Source organism: Streptomyces sp. BK208 (assembly GCF_004364245.1).
Taxonomy (GTDB): domain Bacteria; phylum Actinomycetota; class Actinomycetes; order Streptomycetales; family Streptomycetaceae; genus Streptomyces.
This window is the reverse complement of the sequence record NZ_SOAV01000010.1, coordinates 216,825-235,224: the sequence shown is the minus strand read 5'-3', so window position 1 is coordinate 235,224 and position 18,400 is coordinate 216,825. Positions and strand designations below refer to the sequence as shown.

20 protein-coding genes and 1 tRNA gene are annotated in these 18,400 nt (G+C 68.2%); 14 read left to right on the top strand and 7 right to left on the bottom strand.

Translation table 11 applies throughout. The annotated features are described in order from the left end of the window. Nucleotides 1–27: 27 nt before the first annotated feature. Both EV562_RS24835 and EV562_RS24830 read left to right on the top strand, forming a co-directional pair. Nucleotides 28–100: transfer RNA gene (locus EV562_RS24835), tRNA-Arg, on the top strand. 113 nt (nt 101–213) lie between these two features. After that, complete coding sequence (locus tag EV562_RS24830; RefSeq protein WP_133889062.1) at nt 214–561, top strand: hypothetical protein; 348 nt, start codon at nt 214–216, stop codon at nt 559–561. 90 nt (nt 562–651) lie between these two features. On the opposite strand, the gene EV562_RS24825 is transcribed toward EV562_RS24830, so the two are convergent. Together EV562_RS24825 and EV562_RS24820 are read right to left on the bottom strand one after the other, a co-directional pair. After that, nucleotides 652–1,890, bottom strand: a complete 1,239-nt coding sequence (locus EV562_RS24825; RefSeq protein WP_133889061.1) for a site-specific integrase — start codon at nt 1,888–1,890, stop codon at nt 652–654. Beyond that, nucleotides 1,891–2,172, bottom strand: coding sequence for a helix-turn-helix transcriptional regulator (locus EV562_RS24820; protein ID WP_133889060.1), 282 nt, complete (start codon nt 2,170–2,172; stop codon nt 1,891–1,893). A 386-nt stretch (nt 2,173–2,558) separates the two neighbouring features. On the opposite strand from EV562_RS24820, the gene EV562_RS24815 reads away from it, so the two are divergent. The 5 genes from EV562_RS24815 to EV562_RS24795 all read left to right on the top strand — a co-directional run bounded on the left by EV562_RS24815 (nt 2,559) and on the right by EV562_RS24795 (nt 7,674). After that, nucleotides 2,559–2,795 carry a helix-turn-helix domain-containing protein gene (locus EV562_RS24815; protein WP_133889059.1) on the top strand — a complete coding sequence of 79 codons (237 nt, stop codon included), beginning with the start codon at nt 2,559–2,561 and terminating at the stop codon, nt 2,793–2,795. A gap of 147 nt (nt 2,796–2,942) precedes the next feature. Next, nucleotides 2,943–4,199: a DUF3631 domain-containing protein gene (locus tag EV562_RS24810; RefSeq protein ID WP_133889058.1), complete on the top strand. Its 1,257-nt coding sequence runs from the start codon at nt 2,943–2,945 to the stop codon at nt 4,197–4,199. A gap of 207 nt (nt 4,200–4,406) precedes the next feature. Beyond that, entirely contained in the window at nt 4,407–5,213 is an 807-nt protein-coding gene (locus EV562_RS24805) for a DUF2637 domain-containing protein (RefSeq protein ID WP_133889057.1), read from the top strand. Between the two features lie 113 nt (nt 5,214–5,326). Next, entirely contained in the window at nt 5,327–5,968 is a 642-nt protein-coding gene (gene mobC, locus EV562_RS24800; protein ID WP_166661974.1) for a plasmid mobilization relaxosome protein MobC, read from the top strand. Beyond that, complete coding sequence (locus tag EV562_RS24795) at nt 5,965–7,674, top strand: mobilization protein (RefSeq protein WP_133889055.1); 1,710 nt, start codon at nt 5,965–5,967, stop codon at nt 7,672–7,674. Before mobC ends, EV562_RS24795 begins: the two co-directional genes overlap by 4 nt. Here EV562_RS24795 and EV562_RS24790 read toward each other — a convergent pair whose 3' ends face one another. Genes EV562_RS24790 through EV562_RS24780 form a run of 3 tightly spaced genes read right to left on the bottom strand, consistent with a single transcriptional unit; the run spans nt 7,675 to nt 9,383 of the window. Then, complete coding sequence (locus EV562_RS24790; RefSeq protein WP_133889054.1) at nt 7,675–8,220, bottom strand: flavoprotein; 546 nt, start codon at nt 8,218–8,220, stop codon at nt 7,675–7,677. A gap of 54 nt (nt 8,221–8,274) precedes the next feature. Further along, nucleotides 8,275–8,505: a DUF397 domain-containing protein gene (locus tag EV562_RS24785; RefSeq protein ID WP_133889053.1), complete on the bottom strand. Its 231-nt coding sequence runs from the start codon at nt 8,503–8,505 to the stop codon at nt 8,275–8,277. Further along, entirely contained in the window at nt 8,502–9,383 is an 882-nt protein-coding gene (locus EV562_RS24780) for a helix-turn-helix transcriptional regulator (RefSeq protein ID WP_133889052.1), read from the bottom strand. Before EV562_RS24780 ends, EV562_RS24785 begins: the two co-directional genes overlap by 4 nt. A 183-nt stretch (nt 9,384–9,566) precedes the next feature. On the opposite strand from EV562_RS24780, the gene EV562_RS24775 reads away from it, so the two are divergent. Next, entirely contained in the window at nt 9,567–10,889 is a 1,323-nt protein-coding gene (locus EV562_RS24775) for a hypothetical protein (protein ID WP_133889051.1), read from the top strand. 19 nt (nt 10,890–10,908) lie between these two features. Further along, on the top strand, nt 10,909–11,625 hold the full coding sequence (locus tag EV562_RS24770; RefSeq protein ID WP_133889050.1) for a 2'-5' RNA ligase family protein: 717 nt from the start codon (nt 10,909–10,911) through the stop codon (nt 11,623–11,625). On the opposite strand, the gene EV562_RS24765 is transcribed toward EV562_RS24770, so the two are convergent. After that, complete coding sequence (locus EV562_RS24765; protein WP_166661972.1) at nt 11,603–12,007, bottom strand: ATP-binding protein; 405 nt, start codon at nt 12,005–12,007, stop codon at nt 11,603–11,605. The two genes, EV562_RS24770 and EV562_RS24765, sit on opposite strands and share 23 nt — an antisense overlap. A gap of 324 nt (nt 12,008–12,331) precedes the next feature. Here EV562_RS24765 and EV562_RS24760 point away from each other — a divergent pair, with 324 nt between their 5' ends. From EV562_RS24760 to EV562_RS24745, 4 genes are all read left to right on the top strand, one after another. Continuing rightward, complete coding sequence (locus EV562_RS24760) at nt 12,332–12,760, top strand: DUF6415 family natural product biosynthesis protein (protein ID WP_243860147.1); 429 nt, start codon at nt 12,332–12,334, stop codon at nt 12,758–12,760. Then, nucleotides 12,757–13,461: a hypothetical protein gene (locus EV562_RS24755; protein WP_133889048.1), complete on the top strand. Its 705-nt coding sequence runs from the start codon at nt 12,757–12,759 to the stop codon at nt 13,459–13,461. The genes EV562_RS24760 and EV562_RS24755 overlap by 4 nt, the downstream gene beginning before the upstream one ends. Before the next feature lie 422 nt (nt 13,462–13,883). Beyond that, nucleotides 13,884–14,639 carry a phage Gp37/Gp68 family protein gene (locus EV562_RS24750; protein ID WP_133889047.1) on the top strand — a complete coding sequence of 252 codons (756 nt, stop codon included), beginning with the start codon at nt 13,884–13,886 and terminating at the stop codon, nt 14,637–14,639. Nucleotides 14,640–14,738: 99 nt separating this feature from the next. Next, nucleotides 14,739–15,866, top strand: coding sequence for a three-Cys-motif partner protein TcmP (locus EV562_RS24745; RefSeq protein WP_133889046.1), 1,128 nt, complete (start codon nt 14,739–14,741; stop codon nt 15,864–15,866). Between the two features lie 473 nt (nt 15,867–16,339). Here EV562_RS24745 and EV562_RS24740 read toward each other — a convergent pair whose 3' ends face one another. Next, nucleotides 16,340–16,789: a DUF1931 family protein gene (locus EV562_RS24740; protein ID WP_087808829.1), complete on the bottom strand. Its 450-nt coding sequence runs from the start codon at nt 16,787–16,789 to the stop codon at nt 16,340–16,342. 376 nt (nt 16,790–17,165) lie between these two features. Between EV562_RS24740 and EV562_RS24735 the strand changes: the two genes are divergently transcribed. Beyond that, the gene (locus tag EV562_RS24735) at nt 17,166–18,284 is read left to right on the top strand and encodes a hypothetical protein (RefSeq protein WP_133889045.1); all 1,119 of its coding nucleotides are present in this window, start codon (nt 17,166–17,168) and stop codon (nt 18,282–18,284) included. Nucleotides 18,285–18,400 lie beyond the last annotated feature (116 nt).

Below are 18,400 nucleotides of genomic sequence, written 5' to 3'. Positions count from 1 at the left end.
GGCACCACCGCCCACAGCGGCAGCCCCGCCTTCGTAGCTCAGGGGATAGAGCACCGCTCTCCTAAAGCGGGTGTCGCAGGTTCGAATCCTGCCGGGGGCACAGAGAAACACCTGGTCAGAGGCCCTTCCGTCCACCGGACGGGAGGGCCTTCGTACTCGCGGCACACATATGGCACACACGCGGCTGCGGGCAGAGGTGGGGAGCTGTGCGAGATGCCCTCAGAGGACGAGCTGGCCCGACGCCGGTACGAGAAGCTGGTCGACCGGCTGGAGACGTTGATGCGCGCCGGCCTGAACCCCATGTACGAGGGCTACTACGGCCAGCTGGTTCTCGGCCGCGAGGACCTTACCGAGATGGGTGAACTCAAAGACCTTCGACGAGCCGCTCGGGAGGCCGGAGGACGTCTCGGCTGGAAGGTGGCCACTCGACTCGTCGACGGCAGGCTCTTCGTGCTTGACCAACGGGAGGTACCCGAGGAGATCGAGCGGCTGGCCGGCGATGCGACCGCAGAGGCCGTCGACCGCGCACGGGAAAGGGCTTCCCGGCCGCGGCTGACCTGACTCGAAGACCGTTCGGAGTGCGCCGCGCCACCGCGCGGAGCGACGAACGACGCCCTTGACCGCGGTTTCCCAGCACGGATCAGACACACGTCACGCGGAGCCCTCCTCCAGAACGGCCACCGCTGCTGCGGCCTCTCGGGCCTTCCGCTCCGCCTTCTCCAGCTTGGCCTTCGCCTTGGCCAACTGCTTGGAGCGCCGCTTGTGCATCTTCTTCGACACCTCGTCCAGGCGGTCCGGGAAGAGGTGTCCGTACGTGTCCAGGGTCAGAGTCGCCGACTTGTGACCCAGCATCGTCTGAACGACGTTGACGTCCGCGCCACTGGCGATGGCCAGTGAGGCTGCCGTGTGTCGCAGCTTGTGCGGGGTGACCCTGAGATGCCCCAGCCCCGCCCGAATGACCGCCGGCGCGAAGAACCGCTGACGGAAGTTGCGTGCTCGTAGGGGGCCGCCCTGGGGGGCCGTGAAGAGCAACTCCTCATCGTCCCGTTTCTCGACGTGGGGCTTCAGCTCCTCGGCAAGGAAGCGCGGGATCGGCACGGACCGGCGCTCGTGGTTCTTGGGGGTGTCGAGGTAGAGCTTGCCGTTGTCCTCGACGTACGCCTCGACGATGTGGGCTCTGCAGGCAGCCAGGTCCACACGGCCCACCTTCAACGCCGACGCTTCGCCCCACCGCAGACCGGTGTAGGCCAAGAGCTGGACGAACACCCGGTAGGCACCTGCCGCGTTCGCCAGTGCCTCGACCTGCATGTCGTCGAGGTACACGTGGTCGGTCGGAGCCGGCTTCGGCAGGGGCACCCCGAGGGCGGGATTCACGGCCAGGCGTCGGGCCTTGACCGCGTAACCGAGGACACGGCTCAGCACCACATACGCCTTGCGGACCGATCGCGGGCTGAGCTTCCGACCTCCCGTCGCCTGGCCGGAAAGCAGGTCCGCCAGCCACTCGGCGATGTCCTCGAAATGGATACGGTCGAGGGAGGTGGTGCCCCACCTGGGGACCACGTGGACGTCCAGCACGCCCCGGTACCGGTTGCGCGTGGAACGCTTCAGGTGAATCTGGGCGGCAAGCCATGAGTCCGCGACCTCAGCGAACTTGGCGCGCGCGGCTGCCGGGTCGCGGTAGGAGCCGTCGTTGAGACGCGACTCCACCTTCAATCGCTCGGCGTCGGCATCGACCTTGCGGGCCAAGGTCTTCATCTTCGGCTTGCCGTCCGGGCCGTACCAGCGAACCCGGTAGCGCCCAGGTGGCGTGCGCCCCACTCGCTTGGCTTCGGTCGCCGCACGCGCGTAAGCCGCGTGACCGATGCGGTCCTCGATCCAGACGCGGGCCAACTAGCGTCCCTCCCGATCGGTACCGGGTGAAGAGGCGAACGGAAGAAGCAGGGCCGTCGGAGGAACCCCGAGCACGGCAGCGATCACCACGAGGTCGTCGACGTCACAACGGCGTCGGGCGCGCTCCGTACGGCTGAGAGCGGTGTTGGTCATCGGGCGCCCCAGAGCCGCACAGCCAGCCGCGAGTTGCTGCTGAGTGAGGCCGCGGTTGAGACGCACGCGCTCTATCGCCTGGGCGGTATGGAGACCGGCAGGGCCGATTTCTATGGGTCGAGTTGCCATAACACAAAGCTGTAACGTGCGGCCGACCCTTTTGGCAATAGTTGGTTCTTAAACCCTACAGAAGTCGCGCCCCGCCGAATCAACGACCGCCCCGACTAATGCCTCACACGCGACACCCAGAGGGCTCCGCTGCAGATTACGCTCGCCGGAAAGCGAGCGCAGTGTAGCTGACTGCATCCATCGACGATGGACCATCACCTGGGCTTACGAACAGCCTGTCACCCTGGCGCCGACTTTTTGGTCAACCGCCAATTCGCCCTTACGGTATTGCCTCCCGCGCTCACCAACGGAAACTGCTGGAGTCTTCTAGAACCAACTCTGGACTTCTCCGCCCAGGGTGTGGCTGTGTTGTCCACGCAGTTGTCCGAAACCGAAAAGGGAGCCCTATGCCGAGCCTTTCCCCCCGCCCTGCCCACACCGCCGCCGACACCAACCGACGCGGCCCCCTGGCCACCCCGGCGGAAGTCGCCGAGTACCTCGGGGTGCCGGTCAAGACGCTCTACCAGTGGAAGTACCGGGGCATCGGCCCGAACGTGCACAAGGTCGGCCGCCACCTGCGCTACCGCTGGGCCGAGGTGGACACCTGGCTCAATGCCCAGGCCGCGTACGACCTCGCCGTCTGAGACCGCCCCACAGGGAAAGCGAAGCGGCTCCCGGCGAGCCACCGCCGGGAGCCGCGCGGTCCCTGCCTTCATCGCCCCTTGCCAGAAAACGATCTGTCTCGGTGAATCCGGACCTTGCCCGTCCGAACTCACCAGGGAGGAACGCCTGTGGACGAATCTACGACCTCTTCAACCCCCACCGCACCCGCCGTCACCCCGTCTTGGCCACCCGTGGCCATCCCCGGCCAGGGCCCGGCGTCCGATCCCTCATCCAGCGAGCGCGATCGAGCGGATAGCTCCGACGAAGGCGCCGGCCTGCTGGACGAGCTGCGCGCAGCGATCGCCCGGTACGTAATCCTGCCCAACGGTGACGCGCTGACCGCCGTCACACTGTGGGTGGCGGCCACGCACATCCAGCCGGCACTGCAGCACGCTCCGCGCCTGGCGGTGGTGGGACCGGCGAAGCGGTGCGGCAAGTCCCGCCTGCTGGACGTGATCACGGAGACGGCGCACGACCCGCTGATCACGGTGAACACCAGCCCGGCTGTCGTCTTCCGTGCCATCGGTGAGGACCCGCCCACTCTGCTGGTGGACGAGGCCGACACCATCTTCGGCAGCATCAAGGCCGCCGAGAAGAACGAGGAACTGCGCGGCCTGCTCAACGCCGGCCACCAGCGCAACCGGCCCGCCCTGCGGATCTCCGGCCCCGAGCACAAGACGCGGAAGTTCCCCACCTTCGCCATGGCCGCGCTTGCCGGCATCGGCGCCCTGCCGGACACGGTCATGGACCGGGCGGTGGTGATCCGCATGCAGCGCCGCAAGGACGGCGAGCGCGTCGAACAGTTCCGCTCCCGCCGCGACATCCCCGCCCTGCACGCTCTGCGGGACCGCCTGGCGGCCTGGATCCGTCCGCTCCTGGACACCGCCGAGGGCCTGGTACCGCGGATGCCGGTGCAGGACCGCGCGGCGGACACCTGGGAACCGCTCGTGATCGTCGCGGAGCTGGCCGGCGGCACCTGGCCCGAGGACGCGCGCGCTGCATGCGCGGCCATGTGCGCCGCCGAGGCGGACAAGGACGACGAGTCCAACCTCAAGACCCGCCTGCTGCAGGACATCCGGCGCGCCTTCGCCCGCTGCGGCGACCCGGACATCATGCGCACCCGGGACCTGCTGGAGGAGCTCCTCAAGGACCAGGAGGCTCCGTGGGCCGAGTACGGCACCACCGGCCTCAGCCCACGCCACCTCGGGCTCCTCCTGAAGGACTTCGACATCAAGGCCGCCACCCTCCGCTTCGAGGGCGGCAGACAGGCCAAGGGCTTCGCGCGCCTCCGCTTCACCGACGCCTGGGCGCGGTACTGCCCGGAGGAATCCGCTTCCGAGAGCAGTGACGAGAGCACCCCGATGAACCCGGGCCCGCACCCGTAAGGACTCGTCGCACCCGTCGCATCGCAGGTCAACCCCGTGACGGGTGTCGTCGCTGCGACGAGTCGTCTCGTACCACGACGGTCACCCGTACCTGCTCTGACCAGCCGTGCGACGGGTGCGACGGGTCCGCCACCGCGCTGCCCACCAGCCCTCCCCGATTGGAGAACCCGCTTGCCCGTACGCACCACCGCGACCCCAGTACCGACCATGACCGCCGCGATCCGCCTGGGAGTCGCTCTGGTCGGCACGATCGGCTTCGCCCTCTCGTACGACGCCCTGCGGCAGATGGCAGTGGCCATCCACATCCGCGGAATGCTGACGTACGCCTTCCCCCTCGTGATCGACGGGTTCATCGCCATCGGCGTCGCGGCCCTGCTCATCCTGCGCGCCGCCCCCTGGCGATCTCGCCTCTACGTCTGGGCCCTCGTCGGCATTGCCACCATCACGAGCATCTGGGCGAACGCCCTGCACGCCGTCCGTCTCAACCAGGAGGGCGACGCAGCCGGGCTCCACCTGGACGACGTCACCGTCGGTGCCCTGTCGGCCATCGCCCCGCTCGCGCTCGCCGGAGCCGTCCACCTGGATCTCGTCATACGCCGCCACCCCACTGGTCGGCACTCGACTGAACCGGTCAGTGATCAGCGCCACACTCACGTCGAGAACGTGCGGCGGCCCGCTCTGAACACCGACACGGCCGATGCCTCGAAGAACGCGGCACAAGCACGGCCCGAAGTTGTGGCGGAGGACATCGCGGACGTGGCGGACCCCCCGGCCGAAGTGGCGGATGCGCGTCAGCCCCACAGCCCGATCAAGGGTCGGCAGCCCAGCGCTTCCACGGAAACGCTCCTGGCTCTCGGCCGCGCCGCACCTCTGGGCCGCCAAGGACGTATCTCCCGCCGCCACGTCGAAGCGGCGATCCGAGCCCAGGGCCACCCCGTCGGCAAAGACCGCCTCACCGAGATCACACGCCGCCTGCAGGTCGAACTCGACCGTACGCCCGAGCACGTCTCTTAGCGCGCTGACCGGTCGGTACCTCCCGTCATCGCGCTGCTCAGCGAGTGGACAAAGGGCGGAGCCGACCACCCCAGGCACATCCCGTCCGCCGACTCCTAGTAAGGACTGCCCCGATGCACGAAGCCCGACGTGAGCTGCCCGCCGGACAGCGGGAGATGACCACAAGCGTCACCCAGCCAGCAAGGTATGCCGTTGGACCGTCCAAGGTTCGGTCCAACGGGAGTTCCGCCCCGGGGGCGGCGGAGACACTCGGGCGCCAGGGGGCACCCGAGCCGGAACACCGCGCCAACACCGCCGCTGTCGCGCTGCCGCGCGCCGCCGAAGCCGCCGCCCTGCACCGCATCGCCCGTCGCCGCAAGCGCAAAGACACCCAGCGCAAGGAACGCGTCGACGTGCGCTACAGCGTCGAAGAGAAGAGCGCCATCCTCGCCAAGGCCCGGTCGCTCAACATCGCCGGCGCCCACTACGTCGGCGCCGTCGTCATGGCCCACATCCACGGCGACCTCGCCCTGCCCGGCCAGCGCACCCCGCTGGACGACTACATCGACGAGCTGATCGCCCTGCGCGAGCAGATCGCCAAGATCGGCAACAACGCCAACCAGATTGCCCGGAGACTCAACTCCGGCGGCCATCCACACCCTGGGGATACCGCCACCCTCGCCCAGACCGAACGCACCCTGCTCGCGGTCCGTACTGCCATCAGCGAGATCGCGGCAGCGGCGAACCAGGCCGTCACCAACAAGGCGGCTCGGTGATCGCCAAGATCAGCAGCGGCAAAGACACGGCCGGTCTGATCCGCTACCTGTTCGACACCAAGAAGGCCAAAGACCACATCGACCCCCACCTCGTCGCCTCCTGGGACGGCTTCGCTCCCGACCCCGGCCGCACCGACGACTTCACCGCCACAAAGAAGCTCCTGGTGGCCGACCTCGACCTGCGCGTCAAGCAAGCCCGCCGACTCGGCCGGGCTCCCGAGCGACACGTCTGGCACTGCTCGATCCGTGCCGCCACAACCGACCGCCACCTCAGCGACGAGGAGTGGGCCGACATAGCCCACCGCGTCGTGGCCGCCACCGGCCTCGCGCCACAAGACGACCCGGACGGCTGCCGCTGGGTCGCCGTCCGCCACGCCCCCGACCACATCCACATCGCTGCCACCAAGGTTCGTGGCGACCTGAGCACCGCACGCCACTGGAACGACTACCTCACCGCCGACCGCGAACTCGCCGCCATCGAAAAGGAATACGGCCTCTTCCAAGTCACCCGCGGAGACCGCACCGCCGCCAAGCGCCCCACCCGCGCCGAACAGGAAAAGGCACACCGCCAGGGCCAGGAGAAGCCGGCTCGCGAACGCCTGCGCACCATCGTCCGCACCGCCGTGGCCGCCACCACCAGCACCGACGAGTTCATCGGCCTGCTCAGCCACACCGAGGGCGTGCTGGTCGAAGTCGTGTACTTCCCTTCTGGCGAAGTGCGTGGCTACAAGGTCGCCAGCGAAGACACCACCACGGCAGGCAGGCAACCGATCTGGTTCTCCGGCTCCGAACTCGCGCCGGACCTGTCCTTCCCCAAGATCCGAGCACGCCTGGAGGCCACCGACCCGCAGCCCGCCGACGGGCCGGGGAGGCGCAGGCCCAACCCTTGGCACCGGGCAACCGCAGCCGCCGAACGTATCCCCCACCACCTCAGCGGATACGACGACCGAGCCTCCCAGGCCCACCTCGCCGCCCTCGGTGAAGCTCTCGACGCCCTGCCCCTCCTCGCTCCCGCACCCCTCCGCGCCCAGCTCCGCGAGGCAGCTTCCGCTTTCGAGCGCGCCACCCGATCCCGCGTCCAGGCCGAACACCATCACGCCCGCGCCCTGCGAAGCGCCGCACGGGCGATGCTCCGCGAGCCCGCCCCCGGGGACGGCACGGCTCTGGCGATGCTCCTCGACGCCGCGATCCTCGTCACCGTCGCGGCCACTCGCTGGCACCAGCTCCGCCACCACGACCAGCAGGTCACCGCCGCGCAGCAGGCCCTGCTCCACCTCCAAGCCGCCTACGACGAGGCAGCAGGCGCGCCCCTGACCGCTCTTGTCCAGCATCGACCGCCCCAACAGGCGGTGAACCGGTACATGCGCCACATCCGCCGGGCCCTGCCCGAGCACGCGGAACAGGTCCTGTCAGATCCCGCTGTCGACGCCCTCACCGCCGCGCTCGCCGAAGCGGAAGCACTCGGCCACGACCCGGAGCGACTCCTCAAGCAGGCGGTCGACCAACGAGCCCTGAACGACGCCCGCTCCCCCGCCAGGACCTTGACCTGGAGAACGCAGCGCCTTATCGCACGACCCGCGCCAAGCGACCGTGCAGCACAGGACCGCAGCACAGTGCAGGCCGAAAGGTCACCACGACCCGACCCGTCGGCCCACGAAGCATCTGCGGTCGCACCCCCGCGACCGCCGCAGGCACGAAGGCGCTGATCACGACCGCGTGGACAGCCTGGGAGCGAGCAGTTCCAGCACTTCCTCCCAGCGGTAGCGGTCGGCCCCGCCGCCGGCCTTCGGCCGGTGAGGCTCGTAGGAGCCGATCAGGACACCCATCTCGCGCAACACGTCCAGGCTCCGGCGGTATGCCGGATGGGCAGCCTGGGCGGAGTTCAGGTACGGCAGCACGGTGACGGGAACACCCATGGCGGGTGCCTCGCACAGGATCGCCAGCGCGAGGTTGTCGGAGATCCCGGCGGCCCACTTGTTGACCGTGTTGAACGTGGCCGGGGCGACCGCGATGGCATCCGCAGTACGGCTCGGGCGCGGCTCCCCCGGTGACCGCCAGCCCGAGCGGATGGGGCGGCCGGTCTGGGCTTCCACCGCCGCCGCGTCAAGGAAGCCGAGCCCTTGCGGGGTGGCCACGACGCCGACGTCCCAGTGCCGCTCCTGGGCTGCCGTGATCAGTCGGCCGACGTCGGCGGCGACCCCGGCCGCGCAGACCACGATCTGCAGGAACGGCTTGTCGTGCTGGTCACTCACGCGGGCACTCCCAGGTGGCTGCTGACACGGTGCACGTGCGGATTGGCCAGGGTTTCAGCCGACGCAAGTTTCGCCGTCCGTAAAAAGGCCCAGCAGATCATCCAGGGCGGAGCGGCTGAGAATCACCGGTGACAGTTCAAGGTCTTTTGAGTCGCGTACCGCTGCGTACGCACCGAGGTCGGCGATCTCGACGCAATCGTTGGCGCCGCCGCTGTAGGAACTCTTGCGCCAGCGCGCCTTCTGAAGTTCCTCGGCGTGGAGGCGGCGGGGCGGGGGCGTGCTCACGGTTCGAGCTCCTCGGCGGTGCGGGTGAGATGGGTACGGGTCTCGGCGGGGCTGAGGGCCGAGGCCCTGAGCTGGTCGAAGATGTACGTGTAGTTCTGGATGTCGCTCTCGGACTCCAGGTACACGGAGTTGTTGGGGTTCTCCAGCCAGACCAGCGGTGCCGTGGGCTGGGGGAAGGTGAGGATGACGAAGGGCCCGTAGAGGCCGGGGTGGGCGCCGGCGGAGAACGGGAGAAGTTGGATGGTGACGTTGGGCTGCTCGCCGGCCTGGACAAGGTGGGCGAACTGCTGGCGCATCACGGCGGGAGAGCCGATAACCCGGTGGAGGACGGCTTCGTCCAGGACGGCCCACAGGTCGGTGGAATGCTCGCCGGACAGGCGGCTTTCCTGGCGTTCCATCCGTACCTTGACCAGGGCGTCCACCTGGACAGAAGTGAGTTCGGGACGCATCTGGGCGATGACTGCGCGAGCGTAGTCCTCCGTCTGAAGCAGGCCGGGAACGAGCAGGGGCTGGTAGTTGGCCAGCCCGATGGCACCTGCCTCCAGGGCGAGGTAACCGTCGTAGCGGGTCGGGGTGAGAACCGTGGAGTACTTCCGCCACCAGGGCCTCTGCTGTTCCTTGTCGGCACGCACCAGGTCAAGGATGTCGTCACGCAGTTCGGTGTCGGCGACGGCGTAGCAGTCGAGGAGAGCCCGGACCAGTATCGGGGTGGTGCCGCGCTCGCCGGTCTCGATCCGGCTGAGAGACCCCTGGTTGACCTCGATCTTTTTCGACACCTCGGTGAGGGTCAGGCCGGACGCCTCCCTCAACTCGCGCAGCCGTGTGGCGAGCTGGCGTCGGTAAACCGACTGAGGGGCCAGCTTCCTCTTCAGTGCCATGAAGGCAGTCTGTCCATCCACCCGTTGGCGGACAACCCGAATGGGCCAACTTAGCCAGACATATTGCCTAGTTGCGCTTTGCGTCGGCACTCTTGCGTAGGACATCCCGTACGCCGCACGGTCCGGCGTGCGTGCCGTTCACCGAGGAGCCCCTGGTTCCGCCGACGTGTTGGGAGGTCTTCCATGCCCCGGAACACGCTGCTGCGGCAGTTACTCGAAGAGCGCCACCTCACGACTTACACGGCATTCGAGGTGCAATTCTTCCGCGCGGCCAAGAACCTGGCCAAGCAGGCGGATGACCCTCGGCTGGCCTCGGTCGCGGTCTCATCGCGGCAGTTCGACCGGTGGATGAGTGGGGAACTGAAGCAGCTTCCCCGCCCGGACACGTGCCGCATTCTGGAGGAGCTGCTGGGCAGGACTGCCCGCGACCTGTTCGCTTCGCCCTCGGCCTATCCACCGTCCGCCCCGGAACCCCTACCTGCGGACGTTCCACCTTCTCCCCAGCCCGGCCCGCCCGCCCCCGCCGACGACCCGACGGACATTGTCGCCCGAGCCCGCCAGCTGGCCTCCGGCAACGTCGACCAGACCACTCTGTCCTTTCTCGCCTCCCGGATCGAGGGAATCACCGAGCGGTACGAGAAGCACGGGCCGGATGGCCTGTGGGGGCAGACGAAGAGCCTGCACAGCATGGGGCACACCCTGCTCGCCGGTCAGCAACCTCCGGCCGCACGCAAGGAACTGTTCCGGATCGCCGCACGCGCCGGCGGACTGCTCGGCTACATGGCGGTGAACACCGGCGCGTTCCCCCTGGCTGAGGCGTACTGCGCCGAAGCGCTGGAACTGAGTCGGGCGATCGGCGATCTCGACACCGAGCTGTGGGCCTGCGGCACCCACTCCTTCGCGGCGTACTACGCAGGCCGCTACGACGAGGCCGACGCGCGGGCCGCCGCTGCGGTGGACCGGGCGCCGAACCACCCGCAGGCCATCCGGCTGCTGGTCAACGGCCGGGCCCGGGCGCTCGGCAAGCTCGATGACAGGGCCCAGGCCGAGCGGGCCATCGGGCGGGCTCTGGAGCTCTCCGATCAGCATGACGTGGCTCCTGGTCTGACCTCCTGCATCTCCTTCTCGCCGTATGGGCGGGCCCGCACCTTGGCCAATGCGCTGACCGCCCGTGTCGCTCTGCAGGACACCGGGCACGTGCTGCGAGACGCCGAGAACCTCGACGACCTAGTCGAGAAGTCCGACTCCGCGTGGAGCCGCTCGCTGGTCCGCCTCGACGTGGCCACCGCGATGCTTCAACAGCGAGCACCGGACGTGGAGCACGCCATGTCCCTCGGGCAACAGGCGATCACTCTGGCCAGCCCGCTGCCGATCAGCTCGGTGCGACAACGCTCCCGGGACCTGTACGAGCGAGCAGCCCCTTGGCGGTCCCGGCCGGCGGTGCGCGAGTATGGCGAACAGCTCCGCGCCTGGGGCTGTCAGTTCCCGCCTGCTGAGGCAGGGTGATCACGGAGGAGTTCGCCGGGTGTCTTGGCCGCACGTCCAGCTCAGCGCCGATCCCGCAGCCTTCCCTGCCCACCCGCCGGCCGACCTGAGTGACCCGGCGGTGATTGCGGCGCACGACCAGGGCGCCTTCGACGCCGTGGAGACCATGGTCGATCACTGGGACCGACCCGGCTGGACGGCACAGACCCGGGCGTACTACTGGATGCTCACCTTCCCGGACAGCCCAGCGCTGGCCGACCTCGCTCTTCGCTGTCAGCAGCACCTCGCGCCGCTTGGCCTGGATCCGGTCCCCGACGACGGGTTGCACATCACGCTCACACGCGTCGGTTCCGCCGCAGCGCTGCCGCTGAGCCGTCTCGATGACGTCATCAGCACGGCGGCACCGCTTCTCCCGGCGGCCTTCCGCCTGCGGGCGGTCCCGCTCGCGGGTTCTCGGGGAGCCGTACGCCTGTCGGTCGCGCCCTGGGGCCCGGTACTGGCGCTGCACGCGGCCCTCAGCAAGTCCATGGCTTCCCTGGAGCTGACTCCCCGGAAGCCGACCGCGCTGTTCCGCCCCCACCTGAGCCTGGCCTACAACAACCGGCCACGCCCCGCTGCCCCGGTCATCGAGGCCGTCACCCCCCTCCGCGGCCTTGCACCAGTCGATCTGCACGTCCAGGAAGTGCAGTTGGTGGAGCTGCGACGCGAGGAACGCACCTACCGGTGGAACGTCGTCAAGAGCCTGCCGCTCGGCTGATCGCTGCTTTCCCGCGCGGCAGGACGGCAACGACCGCCTTGCCGACGGCAGTGGTCTCCACATACCACCGACGTGCCAGCGTCTGCACCAGCCACAGTCCACGGCCGGACTCGGCAAGCGGATCCGCAGCCGTCTCCGACAGGCGCACCCGACCGTCGTCAGGCTCCGGGTCGTGGACCGCGACGACGACCTGATCCCCGTCGATGTCGATGGTCAGACGGTCAGGGCCGGCAGTCGTGTGTCGCACTGCGTTGCCCACCAGCTCGGATACGACCAGCACTGCGTCGTCCACGCTGAGGACGACGCCGGCCAGGACGGTTCGAACCCGGTCACGGGCCAGGGAGAGCGGCTCGCACCGACCGGTCAGAGGCATCCAGTGCATGTGCGGACTGTGCACTGCCGGGCTTGAGTCGTTCAGCATCGCGGTCGCTCTTCCGGTCGTACGAATGGGCGTGCCCCACAGGGTCCGCTTGTCCGCAGCGCGTCTCCACGCCGTCCCCCCGACGCTTCTCCGCCGCCCGGACGGCGGGGAGACGGCGTATCGGCGGCGTGGAAACGCCCCTACCGCGACGGGAGCCTCGAAGCCGATGGCCGGCCCTCTCCAGAGCCGTCCGGATCGCCGACTTCGCGTAGAGGAGATCACCGTGCCCGCCCCCGTACGAGCTACCTACCGGCTACGCCTCGCTGTGCCAGAGGAGTCGGGGCGATGACGGCCACCACCCTCCGCCCCGGTTGGTCCCATCCCGTGCGAGCCGCCGTACCGCCCTTCACCGAGGCCGGCTTGAGAAGGGTCCTGGAGAAGGTGCAGTGCTGGGCCCCGTATGTCGACGGCTTGCTGCTCGATGACGTGGCAGCCGTCCTGGACGACTACACGCCCACCGAACACGAGGTCGACGAGCACGCGCAGCGCCTTCGCGGCCACCTGATGCGACTCGTCCACCTCGCCGTGGTCTCCAAGGCGGCCGAGAGGGACGAGCAAACAGCCGGCCTCGTCGAGCGCGGGCGCACCATCCGGTCCGAGGAAGTGCCAACGGATCACCGACGTGCCGTCGGACACATCCGACGTATGGCGTGGACGCTCGACGCACTCATTGAACGCCTGGTGGCCCACCAGTGCCTTACGGAGGCGCCGTGACTTTCCCGCTCCTCCGCCTCACGTACAGCCCGCGGGCTGTCGGGTCGAGTGACAAGAGTCTCTCCCTGGTCCCGTACGTCACCCAGAGGGAAGGGGAGGACGCGGCGCCGGACAACCTCGTCATCACGCGCCATTCCTCCGGCCCGCGGCTGTACTACGCGGACGAGGACCCTCGGGACCGAGACCCGCGGGGCGTGCTCTGGGCACGGTGCGGGTGGAACCCTGTCGACGCCGAAGGTCGGATCTCCGGTGTGCCGCAGTGGAAGCTGATGCACCCCCACCGGCAGATGGTGTGCATGCAGACGCTCACCTGCCAGGTCTGCACAGGCCCCGCCCGCACGCCCCTCGGCTTCATCTTTCTCGCCAGCCCCCGGGATCACGATCCAAGTCGGCCGAACATCCTCACCAATCAACCTCCGGTGTGCCGCAGGCACACCCGTGCCGCCGCGAGGCTTTGTCCGCACCTGGAGGACGACCCGACGGTGTTCCTGGCCAGGAGCGCACCCCTGTACGGCGTGCACGGCACTCTGTACGGCCGGGACGAGGGCGGTGTGAAGGTCATCGCACGGCCGGATGCGCCCTTGCCGTACGGCCATCCGAACATCGGGACGTTCCTCGCCTCGCAGCTGGTTCGCCGCCTCACGTCGTTCCGTGTCGTCGGCCTCGACGAGCTGCTCGACGATCTGGCCACTGCCTCATAGATCCCCGCGTCGGGGCCCTCCAGCCTCACCGGCCAGCCAACCGAAGGACAGGGGGCCGGTGAGCGGGGCGGGTCCGAGGAGTTCCCCCGACTCCACCTCTGCACGGACCCGCCCCACCTTCTGCCAGACGACTTGGAGGCAACGTGCACCAACTGATCGCGAGTCCGTTCCTGGGCCAGTACCTCCTCCTCCGGCCCGGTCACGCCAAGGGAGTGGCCATCCCCGAGTCCCGCTTTGCTGACTACTACCCCGGCAGCTCAGGTTCGGCCCCAACACCCCCTTCACAGAACGTACGTTCGACGGGAAGGATGGCGTGATCGATCGCGTGTCAGTTCGGCACGTCGCTCGTTAGGCAGCGCAGTCGAAGCGCCGGGTGGGAAAGACGCTGATGACCAGCGTCCACCCGCTACGGGAGGGGACCCATGGGCGATCGCAGCACAATCGAGTGGACCGAGGCGACCTGGAATCCCACCACAGGATGCGACCGGATCTCCCCCGGGTGTGACAACTGCTACGCCTTGACGTTATCCAGGCGCCTCAAGGCCATGGGTGTCGCCAAGTACCAGACTGACGGGGATCCCAGGACGTCCGGCCCGGGCTTCGGCCTCAGCCCTCACCCAGACGCATTGGCCATTCCCCACCAGTGGAAGGCCCCACGAATGGTCTTCGTCAATTCCATGAGCGACCTCTTCCACGCCAAGGTCCCTCTGGACTTCGTCCGGCAGGTCTTCCAGGTGATTGCCGAGACCCCCCAGCACACCTACCAACTACTGACCAAGAGGGCCCGCAGGCTGCGGCGCGTTGCCGACGAACTCGACTGGCCCTCAAACCTCTGGATGGGCGTCTCCGTCGAAGACGCAGAGCACCTGGATCGTGCCGACGACCTTCGACAAGTGCCTGCTGCTGTGCGCTTCCTGTCCTGTGAGCCTCTTCTCGGTCCGCTTACCGGTCTGCAACTGGACGGCATCGGCTGGGTTATCGCCGGAGGCGAGTCCGGGCCCCACCATCGCCCCGTAGAGGAGGAGTGGCTGGTGGACATCCGCGACGCCTGCAACCACGCCGGAGTGCCCTTCTTCTTCAAGCAATGGGGTGGCCGCAGCCCGAAGTCAAGGGGACGCGAACTCGACGGAGCGACCTGGGACGAGATGCCACCTCGACTGCCAGTCGCAGCCCATTAACGGCCAAAGTCCAGCAGACGCCGTACGCACTCTGGTGGCGTATGGCAACGATGTGTGACCCTCTCCCCAGCGAGGCCGACGGGAGTAGGGGGACCGAAGGTGGCCGTACCGAAGGATGCCGTGTGGGAACGCGATCCGCACACGGCGGCCAAACATGACTTACTCAAGCAGTACTTGGCCGCATGGGCGCCGATTCTGCTGTCACGACTCGACGTGATCACTTATGCCGAAGGCTTCGCGGGTGCCGGCATCTACAAAGAGGGCGAGCCAGGCTCCCCGGTCATCGCCTACGAAGTCTTCGCCGACGCTCTGCAAAGGTTCCCGAAACGTATGCGCGTGATCCTCATGGAGGAGGACGCCCGGCGCGTCAAAGAGTTACAGCGCCAGATGGAGCTCGTCCGCTCCCGGCAAACGGACGACATCACCAAACGATTAGCGGTCGACGTACATCACGGAGATTTCCACCCGGCCCTCCTGGAGAAGCTGCGCGGCATTGGAGCGTTGGGGAAGCCCCTCTTCGTCCTGCTGGACAGCTTCGGCGGGCCCGACATCCCCTTCTCGCTGCTCCAAGAGCTGGGGCGTCATCCCAGCACCGAAGTGATGGTGACCTTCGAGCCCAGCTTCCTCACCCGGTTCGCCGAGAAGCACGACGGTCACCGCCAGCTCGGCGACGAAGCATTCGGGAGCCCGGAGTGGCAAGGGGTCTTCCAGCAGTCCCCCTCGGGCAAGTTCACGTTCCTGCGCGAGCAGTACCGGAACACGCTGCGCCAGGCCGGCTTCACGCACACGCTGTACTTCGAGATGGTCGATGAGGGCGGCAGGATGCTCTACCTGATCTTCGGCACCCAGCACGAGCTGGGGCTGGAGAAGATGAAGGACGCGATGTGGAAGGTGGACCCTTCCTATGGCGTCCGCTACCGCGACCCCAGAGACACTCAACAGCAGATGCTTGATCTCGTCTTCGAGCCGGACACGGCTCCGCTGCGACGGATCCTGCACGACTTCATCTCTGAAACGCCCGACGGGCGAACTATCCCAGAGCTCAAGCGATACGCCCTCTTGGAAACCGTCTACCGGCCCGCCCAGGTGATCGAGACCGTCCGGCAGCTGCGTGAGGCGGGCGCCGTGACGACGGAACCTCGTGCCATCAACGCCAAGACGCGAGTGAGCCTGGCGACGACGCCGCCCACTACCCGTCCGACAGCCGAGCAAGGCGCCCTCTGGTGAGAGGCCGGGAGGGCACATCCAGGGCACATGAGCCTGGGAAACGGCGTTGACCCGTGAGAACTACCGAGAGGAGTTTTCCCAGGTCAACGCACATTCTTGTGCGAAATCCCAGGTCCGCGCCCTCCCGCCCCAATCCCTGCACAAGTGGCAGGACGTCTCATATCGGCCGCACGAGGCGGCACACGGGCCGTACTGCTCGGTGTGGCCCTGAGCTGGGGTTTCCCCTGGCTGGGCGGGCCCTGCCCTAGATACGGCGGCAACAGCCCGAGGCAAGCACCGCCAGCGCTTACTCCCCGCGGTAGCGGTCGGCCCCATCGCTCCCTGGCCGGCGAGGCCCGGCCTGGGCGGAGTTCACGTACGGCAACACGGCGCCAGCCGGACAACGTGCTCCGCCAGGCCGTCGCCTCGGCGGTACCGGTCAAGGACCACGGGCAGTCCCGGCCGTGGCCCGCGCCGCCTGTTCCGGTCCCCACTCACAGCAGGAGGTCGAAGACGGCTCGGGCCTCGTCCCAGTGCTGGGTCTGGGGGTTCTTCAGGTCGGGGTGGAGGATCTTGAAGCTCTGGCCAAGGGCGAGGCTGAGGCCGCCCACGATGTCGGGATAGGCCGCCTCGGTCTCCTCATCGGGCGTGCGGTCCAGAGCGGGATGGGTGGCGAGCTGCTCCAGGATCGGTTTGATCTCCACCTCCTGATCGATCTTCCGGAAGCGGTGAATGCTCTCCTGCAAGCCCTTCGTGATCGGCAGGTCACAGGTACGGATGATGTCGCGCCCGTTGGCCTTGGCCGTGGCCTGGGCGACGGTCAGCAGATCGTAGAGCTTGGCGTCGACGAAGTCGCTGTAGCGCTTGAGATCGTTCTTGTCGACGTTCAGCCCTGCGGCCGCGCGAAAGAACCTCTCGAATCTGGCGATGGACATCACTGTCATGGCGCAACCTCCGGCTGCGGGGGACGGCTGATTCCCGGCCCGTGGGCTGTCCAGCCAGCCTGGCCGACGGGAGCGCGTGAACGCATGCGCATGCCGGGCCGAATCAGGCTCGTTGTCTCGCCCTGCCAGGTCCATGCCTCCCGATCGCCGGGGTTGTCGGACGGATGTGCGGGGCGGGAGAGCCGGGTGGGCAGCAGCCGGGGCCGGCTGACGCGGTTCATCCCGCCCACCAGCCGTTACGACACCGGGCGGGGCCCAGCGCTGTCGCCTGCGCAGGCCGGCGGTACGGCCGGCAGGAGCAGGCGGCGTCGGCGTTACCCCGGACGCGTCTGCGGGAACTTGGGGTCGCGGGGCGGCCGACGAGGAGGTTCCTGTCATGCGGGTGTCGTCTCACGGCGTTACGGTCGTGGCTCTCCTGGCGGATCCGTACACACCGACGGAGATCGCGCAGCGCATGGCCCGGACACTTTCCACTCGGCTCGCCGACAAGGCGGGCCAGGGGCGGCGTTTCGTCGTAGAGGTGGTCAGTGAGCCGTTCACCTCGGGGACGGAGGACCCGCCCACCTTGATGCGCCGGATCATGGACCGCGGGAGTGCGGAGGACTGGGACATCGTCGTGGCCCTCACCGACCTTCCGCTGCACACCCACGGTCGCAGGCTCGCTGTGGATCTGAATCACGAGCACGGCTTGGCGCTGCTCTCTCTTCCTTCGCTGGGGGGCCTGCGGCTGCATTCGAGGGCCCGGCGGGCCGTCGAAGAAGCCGTGCTCGGCCTGGCGGGTCCCCAGACCACGGCGGTCGAAGGACTTCCGCTAGGTCAGCCGTCCCCGCCTCCAGACGATCGTCTCGAGCCTGTTCATCCGGGCCCGATCGGTGAGACGGAAGCCGACGATCTCCGGTACGTCGTCAGCGGACCGCGTGGTTACCTGCGGATACTCGTCGGTATGGTCCGCGCCAACCGGCCGTGGCGGTTGGTGACGGGCTTGTCGAAAGCCCTGGCCGCCGCACTCGCCACCGGGGCCATCGCCACCCTCGACTCCACCACCTGGAGCCTTGCCGAGGCCCTGAGCGCACCGCGCCTCGTGATCGCCATGGTCGGGTCCGTCGGGCTCATGATCGGCTGGCTGATCGTGGACGGAGAACTGTGGCATCGATCAACAGAAGGCTCACCGGAGGCGAGGCAGAGGGCCAGGCTCTACAACGCCTCGACGGTCGTGACCGTGGGTATCGGGGCCCTGGTCTGCTACGTGGGTCTGATGGCCATCAACTTGGTGTGGGCCCTGTTCATCCTCAACGACCAGGTGTTCGCTTCCATGACGCGATCCCCGCTGCACGCCACGGAGTACCTGACGCTGTCCTGGTTCGTCGCGTCGGTCGCCACCGTGGGGGGCGCGCTGGGATCGGGCTTGGAGAGCGACGAGGCCATCCGTGCAGCCGCCTACTCCAAGCGCGAACAGGAACGTCGCCACAGGCTCCAGGGCGCCCACGATGACTAGCCGGGGTCCGAGTCGGACATACGTCGCCGACCGGTGGTCGTTCTTGGGCCCTGCGGCAGTCTCGCCCGCCCGGGTGGTCCACCTCGACCAAGCCGTCGAGCCCCGGCAGGGCGTTC

What these genes read in the sequence shown, in the direction of transcription:
- EV562_RS24815 (WP_133889059.1), top strand. Translation starts at nt 2,559, where the DNA reads ATGCCGAGCCTTTCCCCCCGCCCTGCCCACACCGCCGCCGACACCAAC.
- EV562_RS24760 (WP_243860147.1), top strand. Translation starts at nt 12,332, where the DNA reads ATGACGGCCACCACCCTCCGCCCCGGTTGGTCCCATCCCGTGCGAGCC.
- EV562_RS24805 (WP_133889057.1), top strand. Translation starts at nt 4,407, where the DNA reads ATGACCGCCGCGATCCGCCTGGGAGTCGCTCTGGTCGGCACGATCGGC.
- EV562_RS24775 (WP_133889051.1), top strand. Translation starts at nt 9,567, where the DNA reads ATGCCCCGGAACACGCTGCTGCGGCAGTTACTCGAAGAGCGCCACCTC.
- EV562_RS24740 (WP_087808829.1), bottom strand. Translation starts at nt 16,789, where the DNA reads ATGACAGTGATGTCCATCGCCAGATTCGAGAGGTTCTTTCGCGCGGCC.
- EV562_RS24765 (WP_166661972.1), bottom strand. Translation starts at nt 12,007, where the DNA reads ATGCACTGGATGCCTCTGACCGGTCGGTGCGAGCCGCTCTCCCTGGCC.
- EV562_RS24820 (WP_133889060.1), bottom strand. Translation starts at nt 2,172, where the DNA reads ATGGCAACTCGACCCATAGAAATCGGCCCTGCCGGTCTCCATACCGCC.
- EV562_RS24780 (WP_133889052.1), bottom strand. Translation starts at nt 9,383, where the DNA reads ATGGCACTGAAGAGGAAGCTGGCCCCTCAGTCGGTTTACCGACGCCAG.
- mobC (WP_166661974.1), top strand. Translation starts at nt 5,327, where the DNA reads ATGCACGAAGCCCGACGTGAGCTGCCCGCCGGACAGCGGGAGATGACC.
- EV562_RS24830 (WP_133889062.1), top strand. Translation starts at nt 214, where the DNA reads ATGCCCTCAGAGGACGAGCTGGCCCGACGCCGGTACGAGAAGCTGGTC.
- EV562_RS24750 (WP_133889047.1), top strand. Translation starts at nt 13,884, where the DNA reads ATGGGCGATCGCAGCACAATCGAGTGGACCGAGGCGACCTGGAATCCC.
- EV562_RS24735 (WP_133889045.1), top strand. Translation starts at nt 17,166, where the DNA reads ATGCGGGTGTCGTCTCACGGCGTTACGGTCGTGGCTCTCCTGGCGGAT.